The sequence below is a fragment of the Mycobacterium sp. 4D054 genome (assembly GCF_052245755.1).
Lineage (GTDB): Bacteria > Actinomycetota > Actinomycetes > Mycobacteriales > Mycobacteriaceae > Mycobacterium.
Genome location: NZ_JBQQCF010000020.1, coordinates 45,312 through 63,635, shown reverse-complemented (window position 1 = coordinate 63,635; position 18,324 = coordinate 45,312). Strand labels below are relative to the sequence as shown.

Sequence of the window (18,324 nt, the reverse complement as noted above, 5' to 3'; positions counted from 1 at the left end):
ACCGGGGCTGCCCGACCCGAAACGACCGAGCCGTGCAGGTCGCGATTCGCTCACGATTCAGTCTCGTCACTCTAGACACTCCAGTCACGTCAGTAACATCGACCGCGTACCCCAGTACGTGATCCGAGCTTTTTCATATTTGAGAGGACATTCCGTGCCGAACCGACGTCGCCGCCGGCTCTCGACAGCCATGAGCACAGTCGCGGCTCTGGCAGTCGCGAGTCCAGTAGCAGTTCTTGCCGTTTCCGAATTGTCCGCGCCACCGTCAGGTGACGGCGCGCCTGAGCACCGTGAGTTCGTCCAGGCCGCGTCCATCGCCGACCTGCCCGGCGAGTTGATCTCCGCGCTCTCGCAGGGCCTCTCCCAGTTCGGCATCAACCTGCCGCCGATGCCGACGAGTCTGCTCACCGGGACCGGAGCCTCGTCCCCGACCACCTACGCACCGGGTCTGGGCACACCCAGCCTGGCCTCCCCCGGGCTGACCATGCCGGGCCTGACCGCTCCGGCGTTGACGGATCCGGGGCTGGCCAATCCGGCCCTGACCAATCCTGCGCTGACCAGCCCGACCGGGGCGACCCCGGGTCTGACCACCCCGTCGCTGGCCGACCCCGGCCTGGCCACCCCGAGCCTGACCGACCCGGCACTGGCCTCCCCCGGCCTGACCACGCCGTCGCTTGCCGACACCGGCCTGGCGACCCCGGGGCTGTCGACGCCGGGCTTGTCCACCCCGCCGGCGCTGACCGATCCGGCGCTCGGGGCGCTGCCCATCTCGACGTCGGGCTTGCCCGCCACCGGTGAGATTCCGATCTCCGCGCCGGTCGGCCTGGATCCCGCCCTCGGGTCCTACCCGATCCTCGGCGATCCGTCGCTGGCCGCGACCCAGCCGGTCGCCTCCAGCAGCGGCGGACTGCTCGGGGATCTGACCAGCGCGGCGAACTCCCTGGGCGCCGGGGAAGCGATCGACCTCCTCAAGGGCGTGCTGATGCCGGCGATCATGTCGGCGGTCAAGCCGCCGGTCGCCCCGCCCGCCGCTCCGGTCGCGCAGGCCGCGGGTGAAGCGGGCGCCGAGGCCGAGGCCGCCCCGCTGGGGGCCGCCGAGGCCGCGATCGAACCGGGCGCGTAGCACCGCCCGGCCGCAGTCCTGTCGCGGAACGGCACCGCAGAAGCGCCTGAGCGCTCTGCGGTGCCGTTGCGCGCGTGTCGCAACACAAGCAACATACGGCACATAAGTAACATCAGTCCGTGCTGTATCGGCGTCCCGCACCTTCGATACTGTTTTCCGCGCTCGCGGCGACAGTGGTGCTGCTGCCGTTGGCGATCGCCGGAGTCCCCGACTCCGGCGATTCCCCGTCGACGGCCGCACCGCAGGTGGTCGAGCAACCGCTGGCCGACCTCGGAGGCGGCGAGACGATCCGCGAAGTCCACCAGGACACCCCGTTCTCGATGGTGGCCCTGACCTCGCAGGACTTCGGCGGCACGACCGTGCGGTTGCGCGCCAGAAAGGACGACGGCTCGTGGGGGCCGTGGTATGACGCCGAACCCCTCGAGGGTGTCGGCGCCGACCAGCCCGCACCGGGCGGGGTCCGAGGCACCGACCCGATCTTCGTCGGGCGCACCACAACCGTGCAGATCGCGGTGACCCGCCCCGCCGACGCGCCCGCGACCGGGCCGGCCGCGCCCGGGCAGCCACCCGCCGGCCCCGAACTCGGCTACATCCCGGCCAACGTCGAGCAACCGCTGCCGCAGAACATCACCGCGGTGTTGATCAGCCCGCCGCAGGCGCCGCCGGACCTGGTGCCGATGCCCAACGCCGCGACGCCCGCAGGTCAGCCGCCGCGCATCATCAACCGGGCCGAATGGGGCGCCGACGAAGGCATGCGGTGCGGCGAACCGCGCTACGACAGCAGGGTCCGTGCCGGCGTGGTGCACCACACCGCGGGGAGTAACGACTACACCCCGCAGGACTCGGCGGGGATCATCAGATCGATCTACGAGTACCACACCCGGACCCTGGGCTGGTGCGACATCGCCTACAACGCGATGGTCGACAAGTACGGCCAGGTCTTCGAAGGACGTGCGGGCGGCATGAACCGACCCGTCGAGGGTGCGCATACCGGCGGCTTCAACCACAACACGTGGGGCGTGGCGATGCTGGGCAACTTCGACGTCGTCCCCCCGACACCGATCCAATTGCGCAACACCGCAAGGCTTCTGGGGTGGGTGCTGGGCCAGTCCGGGGTCGATCCGCTCGGCACGGTGGTGCTGCCGTCCGAGGGCGGCTCGTTCACCAAGTTCCCGTTCGGCTCGTCGCCGACGCTGCCGGCGATCTTCACCCACCGCGACGTCGGCGCCACCGAGTGCCCGGGCAACGCGGCCTACGCTCTGATGGGCCAGATCCGCGACATCGCAGCCCGATTCAACGATCCTCCCGGCCCCGAGCAGCTCGCCGAGACGCTGCGTGGCGGCGCCATCCATGCCAAGTGGGAATCCCTGGGCGGCATGAACAGTTTCCTCGGCCGGCCGACCTCACCCGAGGCGTCCGGCGAAGGCGCCACCCGCTATGTGACCTTCGAGCGCGGCGCGGTGTACTGGTCCCCCGAGAGCGGCGCCGAGCCCGTGACCGGAGAGCTGTACAAGGCCTGGGGCGCACTCGGATTCGAGCGCGGCGCGTTGGGCCTGCCGACCAGTGCCGAAATCGCCGAACCGCTGTGGATCGTGCAGAACTTCCAGCACGGCACCCTGAACTTCGACCGGGAGAAGGGCACCGTCACCCGCGTGATCGACGGTGTTCCCGTCGAATTGCCGCCCGACACCGGCGATTCGGAGCCGGTGCAGTTGGAGCGGTTCACCCCGCCGAGCAACCCCGTCTAGACCGGCCGGCTACGTCAGCCGGGTGCCGAGCTGAGACCGGGAGCGGATCCCCAGTTTCCGGTACACCCGGGTGAGGTTGGTCTCCACCGTCTTGACGCTCACGTACAGCGTGTCGGCGACCTCCTTGTTGCTCATGCCGGAGGCCACGAGTTCGGCGATCCGGCGTTCGGAATCGGTCAGCTCGGCGCCGCTGCGGTCTCCGGCGTCGATGCGCGCCAGTTCCGTGCGGGCCCGCTCGGCCCACAGCGGCGTGCCGAGCTGTTCGAACTGGCGCAGCGCGCCGCGTACCGTGCCGGCCGCCGTGTCCCGGCGGCGCAGGCTGCGCTGGATACCACCCATCACCAGCTGGGTGCGGGCCCGCTCGAACGGCATCGGCAACCGATCGTGCTGGACCATCGCCCGCCCGACCGCGGCAAGAGCGCCGTCCAGGTCACCCTGCGCCGCGCACAGCATTGCCCGGCAACGGTTTCCGACAGCCAGCAGCCACGCCCGGTCCAGCGCCGCGCCGTTGCGCTCGAACGCAGCGATCATCGGCTCGGCCTCACCGTGCCGGCCGAGCGCGATCAGCGCCTCCACGGCGTCGGGCACGAACCAGCATCCGATCAGCTCGGTCCCCCTGAACGGCCGGTACAGCTCGATCAGCGGTTCGGCCATCGCCGCCGAGCGGGAGTGGTCACCGCGCGACACGTGCAGAAACGACAGCGCCGCACGCGCCCAGACCGTCAGCGCCGCGTACCCGGCGCCCCGCTCGAGTGCGCTGTGCGCCAGTTCCCGCGCATGGGCCTCGCGGCCGCGGTAGGCGGCCGCCACCGCGCAGATGCTGGTCGGGATCACCATCGACCCACCGACCTGCCGGGCTCGCTCCAGAAGGTCCGCGGCATGCCGGTCCGCCTCGTCGTATCGGCCGCGCCAGATCGCCACCAGCGTGCGGTACCCCGTCACAGCCATCACGTCGTGTTCGGCGCCGCGCTGCACACACCGCTCGGCGATGTCGGTGAGCTGCCGGTCGGCCTCGTCGAGACGACCGGTGATGGCCAGGGTGAGGCCGCGGGTCGCGCTGGCCCGGAACGGGACCGGGATCGCTGCGTCGACGTCCTCCAGGTCGACCGCACGCTGCAGCGCGGCTTCGTCGAGTCCGTCCCCGGCCTGGCACCGGACATACACCGACGTTGCCAGCGCCTGGCTGGTCAACGCCGGCATCCGGGTGCGTTCGGCGATCTCGACGGCCAGGTCCACCGACGCGATCTGACGGTCGAACGCCCCGGTCATCCCTTGGGCGAACCCCAGCATCAGCAGCGCAGACACGTGCACGGCGTCGTGACCCTCGGCGTCCACGCAGGCGCGCTCCAGCAGGGCGACGGCCGCGCCGTAGTCGTCCTCGAAAATCCGCACGCCGGCAAGCAGATTCAGCGCGATCGCGCGCAGCACGCCTGAGCCCAGTTCACCGATCATGCCGTCGAGCAGGGTGGCTGCCCGCGGCATGTCGCCGGCGGCGTAGTGGTGTTCGGCCGCACGGATCCGCCGGGACACGCTGTCGCCGCCGAGCCGGATCGCCAGTTCCATGAACTCGGCGGCTGCCGCGGGCGCCCCACGGTGACGCGCCGAGTCGGCCGCCGCGTCGAGCGCCGCCAGCGTGGCGTCGTCGGCGACGGTGGCCGACATCGCCAGGTGCCGCGCGCGCAGTTCGGGGTGCTGCTTGAGGTCGGCCAGTCGACGATGCAGCTCGCGCCGCCGGGCCGGCGGCGCGCTGTCGTAGATGCCACTGGCCAGCAGCGGGTGGGTGAAGCGGACCCGGTTGCCCTCGATGACGACAACGCCGGAGACCTCCGCGGCTTCCAGCATCGTGGTCACCTGATCTGCGCTGCGCTCAACGGCTTCGGCGATCAGGTCCACCGTCGGTGCGGTCGCCGACGCGGCGGCCAGCAGCATGTCGCGCACCTGCAGGTCGAGTCGGTCCACCCGCAACCGGACCAGCTCTGCCAACGTCGCGGGCAACCGCACCGCCGGCCCCCACGACTCGCCGTCCATCACCCGTGCCAGCTCGAGCGCGTAGAGCGGGTTGCCGCCCGACACCTCGGCGATCCGCACGATCGCAGGCCGTGAGAACCTGCGCCCCAGGCGAGCCGACAGCATGGCGTGCAGCGCGCCCAGGCTCATCGGCGTGACCTGCACCCGGGTCAGCGCACCGGTGCCGACCTGCAGCCAGGAGGCGGCAGGCTCCCCGACCTGCGCGCCGGTCCGTTCGGTGACGACGACACCGGCGGGTCCTCTGAGCCTGCGGGCCACGAACGCCAGCACCGCGCGACTGGACGGGTCGAGCCACTGCACGTCGTCCACGGCGATCAGCACCGGGGCCTGCGCCCCCAGAATCTGCACGGTGCTCAACAGTGCTGCGGCGGTGACCCTTTCGTCGGTCTGCCGGCCGGAGGTGTTCTTGCGCAGCAGGACACGGTCGGCGGCCAGCCGCTGCATGCCGGGCAGCGCCGCCAGCACGTCCTGGTCGACGGTGCTCAACAGATCGGCGACGGCGGCGTGCGCCAGCCCACTCTCGGCCTCGCCGGTGCGCGCCGAGAGCACCACGAATCCGGCCTCGGCGGCGCGCGCGAGCGCACCGGCCCACAGCGTGGTCTTACCGATGCCCGCCTCACCCTCGATCAGCATCCCGACCGGCTGCCGGCGGGCTGCTGCGAGGAAATCCCCCACGGCGGTCGACGCCGCGGGGCCATACCCACCCCCCACACCGGACATCATGCCAGGAGCAAACCCGGGCACACACCGGAAGGTGAGAGTGTCCTGCAAGATCCCAGTGGTCTATCGACTACAGCCACCACCGCTCGAGGACGCGGGCGACGCCGTCCTCCGCGTTGGTGGCGGTCACCTCGTCCGCGGCCGCGACGGCGTCGGGGTGAGCGTTGCCCATCGCGACGCCGAGCCCGGCCCAGTCCAGCATGGGCACGTCGTTGGGCATGTCGCCGAAGGTCACCACGTCGGCCGCGTCGATCCCCTGAGGCCGGGCCAGTTCCTCGATACCCGCGGCCTTGCTGATGCCCAGTGGCATCACCTCGATGAGCCCGTTGTTCGTGGAGTAGGTGATGTCGCCCTCGACCCCGATGTGCGGGGCCAGCGCGGCGGCCATGTCGGCGCTGCGCGCCCCGGCCTTGCGGATCAACAGCTTGACCGCCGGTGCGCTCAGCAGATCCTCGATCGAGACCTCGGTGTTGTCCGGGTTCAGCCAGGCGTGCTCGTATCCCGGCGAGCTGACGAACTGCGGAGTGGCGGCGTCGTGCGCGCTGTTCCCGACCCGCTCCACCGCCAGCCCGGCGCCCGGGATGATCCGGGTGGCGATCTCGGCGAGCCGGGCCAGCGCGTCGGTGGCCAACGTCCGCGCCGAGACGATCCGATCGGTCGCCGGGTCGTAGATCACCGCGCCGTTGGCGCACACCGCCATCGGGGCGAACCCGAGTTGGTCCACGATCGGCGGCACCCACCGCGGCGGCCGGCCCGTCGCGAGCACGAACTGTGCGCCGCCGTCGACCACGGCACGCACCACCGAACGGGTTCTCGGACTGACGTTCTCGTCGTCGTCGAGCAGTGTGCCGTCCACGTCGGTGGCGATCAGCAACGGCTTCACCGGTTTTCGGCCCGTCTACGCGCCCGCTCCGCCAACTCGGCCTCCTCCAGACGTCTGGCTTCCTGCGGCGTCGGCGCTCCGCCGCCCAGCCGGCGCGGCACCCAGAACGCACCGCTGGGTCGCGGGTAGCCTTCCTGCGCCTCGTGCAGCAGATCGGTCATCTTCGCGCGCAATTCCCGGTCCAGACCGGCGGCATCGCCGCCGTCCGGCCGGATCGGTTCACCAACCGCGACGGTGACCGGAATCTTGTTGCGTCCCAACGCCCTCGGATGATCCTTGGTCCACATCCGGTGGGCGCCCCAGACGATCAGCGGCACGATCGGCACCTGCGCCTCCCTGGCCATGCGCACCGCGCCGGACTTGAACTCCTTGAGTTCGAAGCTGCGGCTGATGGTCGCCTCGGGATACACCCCGACCAGCTCACCGCCGCGAAGCGCCTGGACCGCGGCGGCGTAGGCACCCGAACCGGCGCGGCGATCCACCGGGATGGTCCCGGTGTGGCGGATGAGCCACGCGATGATCCGCACGTCCTGCATCTCGGCCTTGATCATGAACCGCATCCGCCGCTTGCGCCTGCTGGCCGCCAGCGCAGCCGGCAGCCAGTCGACGTACCCGGTGTGGTTGATGGCCACCACGGCGCCCCCGACGGCGGGCAAGTTGTCCTCCCCGCGAAAGGTGATCCGTGTTCCGGTGGCTCTGACCGCCAGGTGTGCCGTGATCTCCAGGGTGCGGAAGACCGGTTCCATCGGCCTACCCCGGCGTCTCGGCGGTTCCGGTGTCCAGCCCCGGTGTGCCGCGCTTGGCGGCCTTGGCCGCCGCCTCCTCGGCATCCATCCGGTTGGCCTCGGCCAGCGTCGGCGCCCCGCCACCCAACCGGTGCGGCACCCAGAACTCGCCCGCCGGGTGCGGCCCGTAGGCGTCCTGCACCTGCTCGAGCAGGTGCTGCATCCGTGAGTGCAGCACCGTGGTCAGCTCGGCCGCGGGCAGCGTGGGCTCGATCGGCTTGCCGACCGCGATGGAGATCGGCACCTTCGGCCGCCACAGGTTCTTCGGCTGCCCCTTGGTCCAGATGCGCTGAGCGCCCCACACGATGTGCGGCACGATCGGCACCCCCGCCGCGATCGCCATCCGCGCCGCGCCCGACTTGAAGGCTTTGATCTCGAAGCTGCGGCTGATCGTCGCCTCGGGATAGACCCCGACGAACTCGCCCTCCCGCAGCTTGCGGCAGGCCTCCTCGAACGATGCGGCGCCGCTGTCGCGGTCGACCTCGATATGACGCAGGCTGCGCATGATCGGGCCGGTGACCTTGTGGTCGAAGACTTCTTTCTTCGCCATGAACCGCACCTTGCGCCCGAGGCCCTGCCGGTAGGCCGGCAGGCCGGCAAAGGTGAAGTCGAAGTAGCTGGTGTGGTTGATCGCGATCACCGCGCCGCCGGTCTTCGGCAGGTTCTCCACCCCGGTCACCGTGAATTTCAGGCCCTGGACCCGCCAGGCCAGGCGCGCGAGCTGGATGACAGTGCCGTATACCGGTTCCACAGCCGCCAGCGTAGTGCGCTGCCAATCCGCGACACACGAGGGACATCCAGGCCGTGAGTGCCCCCACCGAACCGCGTCCGGGGCCTCACTGGAACGACGAGCCCCTCTCACCCGGCTAAGCTGCAGGGCGGACCAACAGCACCCGATCCGGGTGCAGAAGGGGTATCTGTGCAGGTCACCAGCGTCGGCCACGCCGGCTTCCGTATCGACACGAAGGCCGGGAGCATCCTGTGCGATCCGTGGGTGAACCCCGCGTACTTCGCGTCGTGGTTCCCGTTCCCGGACAACAGCGAGCTGGACTGGGCGGCCCTCGGTGACGTCGACTACCTGTACGTGTCGCATCTGCACAAGGACCATTTCGACCCGCAAAATCTCCGCGAGCACGTCAACAAGGACGCCGTGGTGCTACTGCCCGATTTCCCGGTGCCGGATCTGCGCCGGGAGCTGGAGAAGCTCGGCTTCCATACGTTCTTCGAGACCACCGACTCGGTGAAGCACCGGGTCAGCGGCCCGAAGGGCGATCTGGACGTGATGATCATCGCGCTGCGCGCCCCGGCCGACGGACCGATCGGTGACTCCGGCCTGGTAATCGACGACGGCGAGACCGTCGCGTTCAACATGAACGACGCCCGCCCGGTCGATCTGGACGTGCTGCACACCGACTTCGGCCAGGTCGACGTCCACATGCTCCAGTACTCCGGAGCGATCTGGTATCCGATGGTCTACGACATGCCGGCACGCGCCAAGGAGGCGTTCGGGACCCAGAAGCGGCAGCGCCAGATGGACCGGTGCCGCCAGTACATCGCGCAGGTCGGCGCGACGTGGGTGGTGCCGTCGGCCGGGCCGCCGTGCTTCCTGGATCCCGCGCTGCGCAGCCTCAACGACGACCACGCCGATCCGGCCAACATCTTCCCCGACCAGGTTGTGTTCCTCGACCAGATGCGCAGCCACGGTCACGACGGCGGACTGCTGATGATCCCCGGGTCGACGGCCGATCTCACCGGGTCGCAACTGAACTCGCTGACCCACCCGATCCCCGACGACGACGTACTGGCGATCTTCACCACAGGCAAGGCCCAGTACATCGCCGACTACGCCGAGCGGATGGCGCCGGTGCTGGCGGCGCAGAAGGCGGGGTGGGCCCCGGCGGCCGGGCCGCCGCTGCTGGACCCGCTGCGCGAGCTGTTCGAGCCGATCATGCTGGCCTCCGACCAGATCTGCGACGGCATCGGCTATCCGGTCGAACTGCGCCTGTCCGGTCCGGGCCACGACGAGACGGTGGTCATCGACTTTCCAAAACGCGCTGTGCGCGAAGCTGTTCCGGATGAGAAGTTCCGGTACGGCTTCGCAATCGCGCCGGAGTTGGTGCGCACCGTGCTGCGTGACCGCGAGCCCGACTGGGTGAACACGATCTTTCTGTCCACCCGCTTCTCGGCGTGGCGGGTCGGCGGCTATAACGAATACCTCTACACGTTCTTCAAATGCCTGACCGACGAGCGGATCGCGTACGCCGACGGCTGGTTTGCCGAGGCTCACGACGACAGCGCCTCGATCACGTTGGACGGCTGGGAGATTCAGCGGCGCTGTCCGCACCTCAAGGCCGACCTATCGAAGTTCGGTGTGGTGGAAGGCGAGACGCTGACCTGCAATCTGCACGGCTGGCAGTGGAACCTGGCCAGCGGCCGCTGCCTGACCACCAAGGGCCACGAGCTGCGGTCGGAGAAGCTGTGACCCAGCCCCGCGGGTCCACCCGCTTCTACGACGACGGCCGTATCCAGCTCGACCGCGAGGCGGTCACGTTGCGGCGCTACCACTTTCCGTCGGGCACGTCGAAGATCATCCCGCTGCGCGAGATCCGCGGATACCGTGCCGAGCCGCTCGGCGCGTTCACCCATCGCTTCCGACTGTGGGGCACCTCGGATTTCCGTCGCTGGCTACCGCTGGACGTGAACCGGATGCGGCGCTCCACGCTGGTGACGTTCGACGTCGACGGGACCCGGCTGGACCCGGCGTGCACGCCGGAGCGACCCGAGGAGTTCATCGAGGTGCTCGACGAACTCCTGGACGCCCGTTAGCTTTTCGGCTTCAGCACATCGGTGCCGACATACGGCACCAGCGCTTCGGGGACGCGCACGCTGCCGTCCGGCTGCTGGTGGTTCTCCAGGATGGCGACCAGCCACCGGGTGGTGGCCAAAGTGCCGTTGAGCGTGGCGGCGGTCTGCGGCTTGCCGTTCTCGTCGCGGTACCTCACCGACAGCCGGCGCGCCTGGAACGTCGTGCAGTTCGACGTCGACGTCAGCTCGCGGTAGGCCTGCTGGCTCGGCAACCACGCCTCGCAGTCGAACTTGCGCGCCGCCGACGAGCCGAGATCGCCTGCGGCGACGTCGATCACCCGGTAGGGCACCTCGATCAGTCCGAGCATGTGCCGCTGCCAGCCGAGCAGCCGGGTGTGCTCTGCCTCGGCGTCCTCGGGTCTGGAGTAGACGAAGCCCTCCACCTTGTCGAACTGGTGCACCCGGATGATGCCGCGGGTGTCCTTGCCGTAGCTGCCGGCCTCACGGCGGAAGCACGACGACCACCCGGCGTAGCGCAACGGCCCGGCCGACAGGTCGAGGATCTCGCCCGAGTGGTAGCCGGCCAGCGGCACTTCAGAGGTCCCGACCAGGTACAGGTCGTCGGCCTCCACGCGGTACACCTCGTCGGCGTGGGCGCCGAGGAAGCCGGTGCCTGCCATGATCTCGGGCCGCACCAGCACAGGCGGCACCATCAGCGTGAAGCCGTTCTCGGTGGCGGTGCGCACCGCAAGCTGGAAGAGGCCGAGCTGCAGCAGCGCGCCGAATCCGGTGAGGAAGTAGAACCTCGACCCCGACACCTTGGCACCGCGCTCCATGTCGATCAGCCCGAGCGACTCGCCGAGCTCGAGATGGTCCTTCGGGTTGTCGATGGCCCTCGGCTCGCCGACGGTGTCGAGCACCACGAAGTCGTCCTCGCCGCCGGCCGGGACACCGTCGATGATGAGATTCGAGATGGCCATGTGGGCGGCGCTGTAGACCCGTTCGGCCTCGGCCTGGGCGGACTCGGCGGCCTTGACCTTCTCGGCGAGGTCCTTGGCCGCGGCGAGCAACGCCGGCCGTTCGTCCGGGGTGGCCTTGCCGACCAGCCTGCTGGCGGCCTTCTGCGCGGCGCGCAGGTTGTCGGCGGCCGAGATCGCGGCCCGCCTCGCGGTGTCGGCGTCGGCGAGCGCGTCGACGAGACCGGGGTCCTCGCCCCTGGCCAGCTGTGAAGCGCGTACGGCGTCGGGGTTCTCTCGCAGCACCTTCAGGTCGATCACGGGCGCAACCCTACGGGGTCGGCCGGGGTCCTGGCATAACCGCGCAACGTCGCCGCCGAGCCGGCTCCAGCCGCATAACTTTACAATTGCATCACTTGTCACAGCACCTGACACGCCTGTCACAATGGAGCGGATGTCAGAGATACCTGGCCCGACACCGAGCCCGTGGTGGCGGAGTCTGCAGGCCGCGTCGACCCGGCGCGCGCTGTTGTTGACGGCCCTCGGCGGCCTTCTGATCGCCGGGGTGATCACCGCCCTCCCGACGACCGACCCGAACGGCGGGCTCACCGCCAACTCGATCTCACTCGGCCCCCGCGGCAACGACACGTTCGACCATGCCAAGAGCGGCGACTGCCTGAACTGGCCGGACCGCACACCGGACGCCGCGGAGATCGTGGACTGCGCCGGTGAGCACCGGTTTGAGGTGGCGCAGTCGGTGGACATGCGGACGTTCCCGGGCAGTGAGTACGGCCCGGACGCCGCGCCGCCGTCGGCGGCACGCATCCAGCAGATCAGCCAGGAGCAGTGCTCGGCCGCGGTCAAGCGCTACCTCGGGGTGCGCTTCGATCCCAACTCCCGCTTCACCATCAGCATGCTGTGGTCCGGTGACAAAGCCTGGCGGCAGTCGGGTGAGCGGCGCATGCTGTGCGGCCTGCAGCTGCCCGGCCCGAACAACCAGCAGCTGCCGTTTAAGGGCAGGGTCGCCGAGATCGACCAGTCGAAGGTGTGGCCTGCGGGCACCTGCCTGGGTATCGACTCCGCGACCAATCAGCCCACCGACATTCCCATCGACTGCGCCGCACCGCACGCGATGGAGGTCACCGGTGCGGTCAACCTGGCCGCGAAATTCCCGGACGCGGTCCCGCCCGAGCCGGAGCAGGACACGTTCATCAAGGACGAGTGCACCAAGCTGACCGACGCCTACCTGGCCCCGATCAAACTGCGTGACACCACGCTGACGCTGGTCTACAGCACGGTGTCGCTACCGAGCTGGTCAGCGGGCAGCCGCCAGGTGTCGTGCAGCATCGGCGCCACCCTCGGCAACGGCGGCTGGTCGACTCTGCTCAACAGCGCCAAGGGCCCGTTGATGATCAACGGGCAGCCACCCGTCCCCCCGCCGGACATCCCGGAGGAGCGCCTGAACCTGCCGCCGATCCCGATGCCGGAGTCGTCCGGCAGCTCGTCGGACTCGTCGAGTTCAAGCTCGTCGTCTTCGAGCTCGTCGTCTTCGAGCTCGTCGGGTTCGAGCTCCGATGACAGCCAGCAGTCGACCGTGCACGGGCCGCAGACCCCGGCACAGCCCGAGCAGCCGGCCGGTCAGGTTCCGGAGTCGGGTAACACGTTCCTCAACGGAGCGCCGCCGGCTCCGCCCGCGCCCCCTGCCGACCAGTTGCCTCCGCCTCCGCCTCCGCCTGTAGATCAGCTGCCACCGCCTCCCGCACCGGCGCCACCGGTGCCCGGTCCGCCGCTCGCACCGCCACCGCCGCCGCCACCCGGGGTGTAGCCCGATGGCCGTGCGGATGAGCCCGCAACGGTTCGACGAGCTGGTCGGCGACGCGCTGGATCTGATCCCGCCGCAGCTGGCCAAGGCGATCGACAACGTGGTCGTCCTCGTCGCCGACCGCAACGAGGAAGAACCCGAACTGCTCGGTCTCTACGAGGGCGTCGCACTGACCGAACGGGACTCCTGGTATGCCGCCGGCTCGTTGCCGGACGCCATCACGATCTACCGCGGGGCCCTGCTGGACATCTGCGACAGCGAAGCGGAGGTGGTCGACGAGGTGGCCATCACCGTGATCCACGAGATCGCCCACCATTTCGGTATCGACGACGACCGCCTCCACGAACTCGGCTGGGGCTGACCCGTCCGCCCGGCCCGTTCGTGAAATGGCCGCGCGGCAACCGGGACCCGTCACCGGCGGGTGCTATGAACGGGGCATGACCAATCAGTGCCGCGCCTGCCGTTCAGGGCTGGAGCACTGCCACGGCGCGCTCATCCACCACGCCTACCGTCGTGCCGAATGCACCGAGGACGGCTGCATCGCCACCGACAGCGTCCATGAGATCCACCTCGACTGCAGCGCGGTCGGATGCGTGTGCGACGAGCACGTGACGGTCTCAGCCCATCGGGTCGGCTGAGGCCGCCGGGTCCACGCCGGTCGTCACCGGGGTGTCCGGGTCGAACGGCGGGGTGAACTTGCCCCACTGCACACAGCTCCACCGGCCCTCGGTGACCGGGGCCAGCACCACGGATTCGGTGTTGGCCAGGTGGTGGTCGACCGCGAACCGGCTGTCCACCCCGGCCAGTACCGCCGACACCAGACGGATGGCGGCGCCGTGGCTGACGACGATGATGTCGTCGTGCCAGCCCGGATCGTCCAGGTAGCGCATCCGCAGCTGCTCGAGCACGGGCACGTATCGGTCGATCACCTGCCGCGCCGACTCGCCGCCGGGCAGGGCGAGATCGAGTTCTCCTTCGTGCCAGCGCCGGTAGATGCTGTTGAACTGGTCGTGGGCGGCCTCGTCGTCGCGGTTCTCCAGCTCACCGACCTGCACCTCGTGCAGACCTTCGAGTTCGTGGCGGCCGTGCGCCGGCGCGGTGAGCTCGGCCGTGATGTGGTGCGCGGTCTGGACGGCGCGGATCGCGATCGAGTGCGCGACCAGCGCCGGCGGACGGGCCAGCGTCCGGGCGAACGAGCGGGCCTGGTCGCGCCCGAGATCGGTGAGCTCAGCCCCCGGCGGCAGCGTGTCGAGCCGGCGTGCCACGTTGCTGTGGGTCTGGCCGTGCCGCACCAGCACCAGGCGCCCGCTCACGGTCGCCCCTCCCGGAGCCGGTCCAACCACGCCGTCGCGCCGTCCGTCGGCGGCGGCACCGCGCCGACGACCTCGCCGGTCGGCCAGGACCCCAGGTAGCGCACGTCCGCGCAGCGGCGGTACAGCGCCCGCAGGGCCTCGGCGACCAGCACGTCGTCGATGTGCCCGACGAAGTCGAGGAAGAACTTGTAGGTGCCCAGTTCGGTGCGGGTAGGCCGCGATTCGATGTTGGTCAGGTCGATGTCGCGGACGGCCAGCTCGGTCAGCGCCGACACCAGCGCGCCGGGCACGTTGGCCAACTGCAGCACCACCGAGGTGCGGTCGGCACCGGTGCGCTTCGGGGGCTGACCGGGGCGGCCCGCGAGCACGAACCGGGTTCGTGCATTCGGCTCGTCGACGACGTCGCGGGCCAGCGCCTCCAGGCCGTACCGCTCGGTGGCGAGCGCAGTGCTGACGGCGGCGTCCGCGCGTTCGGCCGCCACGTCCTGTGCGGCCGCGGCGTTCGAATTGGCGGGCACCAGTTCGGCGTGCGGCAGCCGCTGGGCGAGCCAGCGCCTGACTTGCGCGGCCGCCACCGGATAGGCGGCCACGGTGCGGATGTCCGCCGCGGCGACGCCGGGACGCACCGCGATCGTGAACGCCACATCCAGGGTCAATTCCGCGAAGATCTGCAGTGGGGTGCCGACGGCCAGGCTGTCCAGGGTCGGGATCACCGACCCGTCGATCGAGTTCTCGATCGGCACGCAGGCGTAGTGCGCGTCGCCGGACCGCACGGCCGCCAGCGCGGCCGAGGTGGATTCGGCGGGGATCCGGGTCACGGGCTCCGGCCCGGCGTCCGGGGTCGGCGGCGGGATCAGCCCGCTGGCCTCGATGGCGCGCAGCGCCGCCTCGGTGAACGTCCCCTCCGGGCCGAGGTATGCGATGCCGGGCACCGCACCACCCTAACGGTTGCCCCGGTAATCCCGTTCCGCTGCGGAAGCCCTTGCGCGGCGGTGGCGAGGGTAGTTAAGTTAGCCTCACCTTACCAACTTGAGGAGGCGGCGATGACCCCATCGACAGCGACTTCAGCCCCCACTACCGCGGAGCGGATCCGCAGCGCCTGCGCACGGGCCGGGGGCGCGATGCTCGCCGTGGAAGGCATCGACCCGACGGCCACGCCGGTGCACCACCTGCTCGACGACGGGTCGTTCGCGATCACCGTGCCCGGGGACGGCCCGCTGGCCGCCGAGGTGACCTCGAAGGGCAACGCGGGCATCCAGGCCGTCCTGGAGATGACCGACTACGCGCCGCTGCCGTTGCGGGAACCGGTGCGCTCGCTGGTCTGGATTCAGGGCAGGCTGCGCGACGTGCCGCTCCCCGAGGTGCCGGCGCTGCTGGATCTGATCGCCGCAGCGGAACCGAACCCGGCTCTGCTGCAGGTCGAGGCGGGGCATCGCGGTCCCGGAAGCGGACACCGCGACGAGACCCGCTACGCGCTGATGCGGCTGGAGATCGAGTCGGTGGTGGTCGCGGACTCGACCGGCGCCGAGTCCGTCGCGCTCAGCGCCCTGCTGGGGGCACGACCGGACCCGTTCTACGCCATGGAGTCGTGTTGGTTGCAGCACATGGAGTCGGCACACCGCGACGTGGTCGACCGGCTGGCAGCCCGGCTGCCCACCTCGCTGCGGCAGGGTCGGGTACGACCTCTCGGGCTGGACCGCTACGGGGTGCAGCTACGGGTGGAGAGCGAGGACGGCGACCACGACGTCCGACTGCCGTTCACCCGTCCGGTCGACGACGTGACCGGCCTGAGCCAGGCCATCCGGGTACTGATGGGCTGCCCGTTCCTCAACGGCCTGCGCGCCCGCGGCGCCTGAGCCGTCCCCAGCCGACGCGGCCACTACCGTGTCTGCGGTGGGCGTGACCGCAGAAGGACCGACCGACGAGCAGCGGCGCGCACTGCGCGTCGAGATCGGTGTCGTGCTGGCGGTGACGTTCGCCCTCAGCGGCTACACCGCGCTGCTGCGCCTCATCGAGAGCGTCCTGCTCGGTTTGTCCGATCAGATCGTGGCGCTCAACCCGATCCGCTCACCGTTCGACCTGATCGACCTCGGCTTGAACCTGGCCGTGCTGTTCCAGCTGCTGGCCTGGGGCGCACTGGCGGTGTACCTGCTGTGGCGCGGCGGAGACGGTCCGGCCCGCATCGGTCTGGCCCCGATCCGTTGGCGCGCAGATGTTCTCGGCGGCGTCGGGCTGGCGCTGCTGATCGGGGTGCCCGGGCTGGCGCTGTACCAGATCGCCCGGCTGCTCGGACTCAACGCGTCCGTCGAGCCTGCCGAACTCAACGACACCTGGTGGCGGATTCCACTGCTGGTGCTGCTGTCCTTCGGCAACGGCTGGGCCGAGGAGGTGGTCGTGGTCGGATTCTTGCTGACCCGGCTGCGCCAACTGCAGGTCAACCCGTGGACGGCGCTGGTCGCCTCGAGCGTGCTGCGCGGGATCTACCACCTCTATCAGGGCTTCGGAGCCGGTCTGGGCAATATCGCGATGGGCCTGGTGTTCGGTTACGTGTACCAGCGCACCGGTCGACTGTGGCCGCTGATCATCGCGCACACCCTGATCGACGCGGTTGCGTTCGTCGGGTATTCGCTGCTCTATGACCAGATCAGCTGGCTACTCTGACCGTGCGGCGACACCGCTGCCGACAGCGCCGGCGCGTACATTCTTGTCGTGACCGACAAGCGGCCGCCGCTCCCGGGGCCGGTTCCGCCTCCTCCTCCGCGCCCAGGCCAGGGCCGTCGTGAGCCGTCACAGGTGATCCGGCGCGACCCGAACTACCGTCCCGTGTGGCCGCCCAACCCGCCGACGCCGCCGCGCAGGCCGGCGCCGCCGGTCGCGCCGCCACCGTCTCCGCCGACGCGTCACCCACCGTCGCCCAACCCGCCGCCCGCCCGGCCGCGACCGACCTCACCACCGCCGCCGCCTCCGCCGCCTCCGCCGCCGCGGCAACGAAAGACCGCTCCCGCACCACCCCCGCCCCCGGCAGCTGCCCGCAGAAAACCCCGGCGGCTGCGCCATCTGCTCCGCATCGCGGCGGTGCTCGTGCTGGTGGCCGCCGTCGGCACGGTCGCCGCCGGCGTGTGGATCGATTCGTCGCTGACCCGGGTGCCCGCGCTGACCGGTCTGGCCGATCGCCCCGCACAGGGCAAGGGCACCACCTGGCTGCTGGTCGGTTCCGATGCCCGCGAGGGCCTGACTCCCGAGCAGCAGGCCGCGCTGGCCACCGGCGGTGAACTCGGCGGTGGCCGCACCGACACGATCCTGCTGGTGCATCTGCCCGGCCTGGGCGGCAGCACTCCGGCCACGATGGTGTCGATCCCCCGGGATTCCTACGTCTCGATCCCTGGCTACGGCAGCGACAAGATCAACGCCGCATTCTCCGCCGGTGGTCCGCAGTTGCTCGCGCAGACCGTCGAGGCGTCGACCGGTCTGCGTATCGACCACTACGCCGAGATCGGCTTCGGCGGGTTCGCGGGGCTGGTCGACGCCGTCGGCGGGGTGACGATGTGTCCGGCGGAGCCGATCAGCGACCCGCTGGCCGGCATCGACCTGCCCGCCGGATGCCAGCGCCTCGACGGGCGGTCGGCGCTGGGCTTCGTGCGGTCCCGCGCCACCCCACGCGCGGATCTGGACCGGATGGCCAACCAGCGCCAGTTCATGGCCGCGCTGGTGGAACGCGCGTCCAGCCCGACCGTGCTGCTCAACCCGCTGCGCTGGTATCCGATGCTGCGGGCCGCGGCGGACACCGTGGCCGTCGACGACGGCGACCACGTGTGGGACCTCGCCCGGCTGGCGTGGGGGTTGCGCGGCGACGTCGTGAACGTGACGGTGCCGATCGGAGAGTTCACCTCCAACGGATCGGGATCCATCGTGGTCTGGGACACCGACGCCGCGCAGCGGCTGTTCTCCGCATTGGCGTCGGACTCACCCATCCCTCAGGACGTCATCGACGCCGGCCGCCGGTAGACGTCTGTAGACATCTTGGCGCCAGCCAGCAAATTGTGTAGGCCACGTCACCATGCCCATCCTTACTAAGGCGAAACTTGCCTCGGTAAGGATGACCTTTGCTGAAAAGCAGGTATGACCTGGTCTATTCTCGGGC

17 protein-coding genes are annotated in these 18,324 nt (G+C 70.2%); 10 read left to right on the top strand and 7 right to left on the bottom strand.

All coding sequences use genetic code 11. The features are described from left to right. The first annotated feature begins 154 nt into the window (after window positions 1-154). A complete protein-coding gene (locus ACTWP6_RS16225; RefSeq protein ID WP_443188228.1) occupies window positions 155-1,123 on the top strand; it encodes a hypothetical protein in 969 nt (322 codons plus the stop codon). A 119-nt stretch (window positions 1,124-1,242) separates the two neighbouring features. Further along, window positions 1,243-2,871, top strand: coding sequence for an N-acetylmuramoyl-L-alanine amidase (locus tag ACTWP6_RS16220; protein WP_260755818.1), 1,629 nt, complete (start codon window positions 1,243-1,245; stop codon window positions 2,869-2,871). 9 nt (window positions 2,872-2,880) lie between these two features. Here ACTWP6_RS16220 and ACTWP6_RS16215 read toward each other — a convergent pair whose 3' ends face one another. From ACTWP6_RS16215 to ACTWP6_RS16200, 4 genes are all read right to left on the bottom strand, one after another. Continuing rightward, the gene (locus ACTWP6_RS16215) at window positions 2,881-5,619 is read right to left on the bottom strand and encodes an AAA family ATPase (RefSeq protein WP_443188239.1); all 2,739 of its coding nucleotides are present in this window, start codon (window positions 5,617-5,619) and stop codon (window positions 2,881-2,883) included. Between the two features lie 70 nt (window positions 5,620-5,689). Then, window positions 5,690-6,502 (bottom strand): HAD family hydrolase, encoded by an 813-nt coding sequence (locus ACTWP6_RS16210; RefSeq protein WP_260755819.1) that lies wholly within the window; start codon window positions 6,500-6,502, stop codon window positions 5,690-5,692. Then, window positions 6,499-7,248 (bottom strand): lysophospholipid acyltransferase family protein, encoded by a 750-nt coding sequence (locus tag ACTWP6_RS16205; protein ID WP_443188227.1) that lies wholly within the window; start codon window positions 7,246-7,248, stop codon window positions 6,499-6,501. Before ACTWP6_RS16205 ends, ACTWP6_RS16210 begins: the two co-directional genes overlap by 4 nt. Window positions 7,249-7,252: 4 nt before the next feature. After that, the gene (locus ACTWP6_RS16200) at window positions 7,253-8,038 is read right to left on the bottom strand and encodes a lysophospholipid acyltransferase family protein (protein WP_443188226.1); all 786 of its coding nucleotides are present in this window, start codon (window positions 8,036-8,038) and stop codon (window positions 7,253-7,255) included. Between the two features lie 168 nt (window positions 8,039-8,206). On the opposite strand from ACTWP6_RS16200, the gene ACTWP6_RS16195 reads away from it, so the two are divergent. After that, entirely contained in the window at window positions 8,207-9,769 is a 1,563-nt protein-coding gene (locus ACTWP6_RS16195; RefSeq protein WP_443188225.1) for a Rieske 2Fe-2S domain-containing protein, read from the top strand. Beyond that, window positions 9,766-10,113 (top strand): hypothetical protein, encoded by a 348-nt coding sequence (locus tag ACTWP6_RS16190; protein WP_260755824.1) that lies wholly within the window; start codon window positions 9,766-9,768, stop codon window positions 10,111-10,113. Before ACTWP6_RS16195 ends, ACTWP6_RS16190 begins: the two co-directional genes overlap by 4 nt. Here the strand turns inward: ACTWP6_RS16190 and serS are convergent. Then, window positions 10,110-11,369 carry a serine--tRNA ligase gene (gene serS, locus ACTWP6_RS16185; protein WP_443188224.1) on the bottom strand — a complete coding sequence of 420 codons (1,260 nt, stop codon included), beginning with the start codon at window positions 11,367-11,369 and terminating at the stop codon, window positions 10,110-10,112. The genes ACTWP6_RS16190 and serS overlap by 4 nt on opposite strands. A gap of 124 nt (window positions 11,370-11,493) precedes the next feature. Between serS and ACTWP6_RS16180 the strand changes: the two genes are divergently transcribed. From ACTWP6_RS16180 to ACTWP6_RS16170, 3 genes are all read left to right on the top strand, one after another. After that, window positions 11,494-12,873 carry a septum formation family protein gene (locus ACTWP6_RS16180; RefSeq protein ID WP_260755826.1) on the top strand — a complete coding sequence of 460 codons (1,380 nt, stop codon included), beginning with the start codon at window positions 11,494-11,496 and terminating at the stop codon, window positions 12,871-12,873. A 4-nt stretch (window positions 12,874-12,877) separates the two neighbouring features. Then, window positions 12,878-13,231 carry a metallopeptidase family protein gene (locus ACTWP6_RS16175; RefSeq protein WP_260755827.1) on the top strand — a complete coding sequence of 118 codons (354 nt, stop codon included), beginning with the start codon at window positions 12,878-12,880 and terminating at the stop codon, window positions 13,229-13,231. A 76-nt stretch (window positions 13,232-13,307) separates the two neighbouring features. After that, a complete protein-coding gene (locus ACTWP6_RS16170) occupies window positions 13,308-13,508 on the top strand; it encodes a hypothetical protein (RefSeq protein WP_260755828.1) in 201 nt (66 codons plus the stop codon). On the opposite strand, the gene ACTWP6_RS16165 is transcribed toward ACTWP6_RS16170, so the two are convergent. Together ACTWP6_RS16165 and pheA are read right to left on the bottom strand one after the other, a co-directional pair. Continuing rightward, window positions 13,488-14,183, bottom strand: coding sequence for a histidine phosphatase family protein (locus ACTWP6_RS16165; protein WP_443188223.1), 696 nt, complete (start codon window positions 14,181-14,183; stop codon window positions 13,488-13,490). The genes ACTWP6_RS16170 and ACTWP6_RS16165 overlap by 21 nt on opposite strands. After that, window positions 14,180-15,115 carry a prephenate dehydratase gene (gene pheA, locus ACTWP6_RS16160; protein WP_260755830.1) on the bottom strand — a complete coding sequence of 312 codons (936 nt, stop codon included), beginning with the start codon at window positions 15,113-15,115 and terminating at the stop codon, window positions 14,180-14,182. The genes ACTWP6_RS16165 and pheA overlap by 4 nt, the downstream gene beginning before the upstream one ends. A gap of 111 nt (window positions 15,116-15,226) precedes the next feature. Between pheA and ACTWP6_RS16155 the strand changes: the two genes are divergently transcribed. The 3 genes from ACTWP6_RS16155 to ACTWP6_RS16145 are packed head-to-tail and all read left to right on the top strand — an operon-like array spanning window position 15,227 to window position 18,188. Then, on the top strand, window positions 15,227-16,039 hold the full coding sequence (locus ACTWP6_RS16155) for a DUF2470 domain-containing protein (RefSeq protein ID WP_260755831.1): 813 nt from the start codon (window positions 15,227-15,229) through the stop codon (window positions 16,037-16,039). A 37-nt stretch (window positions 16,040-16,076) separates the two neighbouring features. Continuing rightward, complete coding sequence (locus ACTWP6_RS16150; protein ID WP_443188222.1) at window positions 16,077-16,844, top strand: CPBP family intramembrane glutamic endopeptidase; 768 nt, start codon at window positions 16,077-16,079, stop codon at window positions 16,842-16,844. A 48-nt stretch (window positions 16,845-16,892) separates the two neighbouring features. Further along, the gene (locus ACTWP6_RS16145; protein ID WP_443188221.1) at window positions 16,893-18,188 is read left to right on the top strand and encodes an LCP family protein; all 1,296 of its coding nucleotides are present in this window, start codon (window positions 16,893-16,895) and stop codon (window positions 18,186-18,188) included. The last annotated feature ends 136 nt before the right edge of the window (window positions 18,189-18,324 follow it).

Coding starts and splice junctions, on each gene's coding strand:
- ACTWP6_RS16215 (WP_443188239.1), bottom strand. CDS start 5,619: ATGTCCGGTGTGGGGGGTGGGTATGGCCCCGCGGCGTCGACCGCCGTG.
- ACTWP6_RS16205 (WP_443188227.1), bottom strand. CDS start 7,248: ATGGAACCGGTCTTCCGCACCCTGGAGATCACGGCACACCTGGCGGTC.
- ACTWP6_RS16180 (WP_260755826.1), top strand. CDS start 11,494: ATGGAGCGGATGTCAGAGATACCTGGCCCGACACCGAGCCCGTGGTGG.
- ACTWP6_RS16175 (WP_260755827.1), top strand. CDS start 12,878: ATGGCCGTGCGGATGAGCCCGCAACGGTTCGACGAGCTGGTCGGCGAC.
- ACTWP6_RS16170 (WP_260755828.1), top strand. CDS start 13,308: ATGACCAATCAGTGCCGCGCCTGCCGTTCAGGGCTGGAGCACTGCCAC.
- ACTWP6_RS16155 (WP_260755831.1), top strand. CDS start 15,227: ATGACCCCATCGACAGCGACTTCAGCCCCCACTACCGCGGAGCGGATC.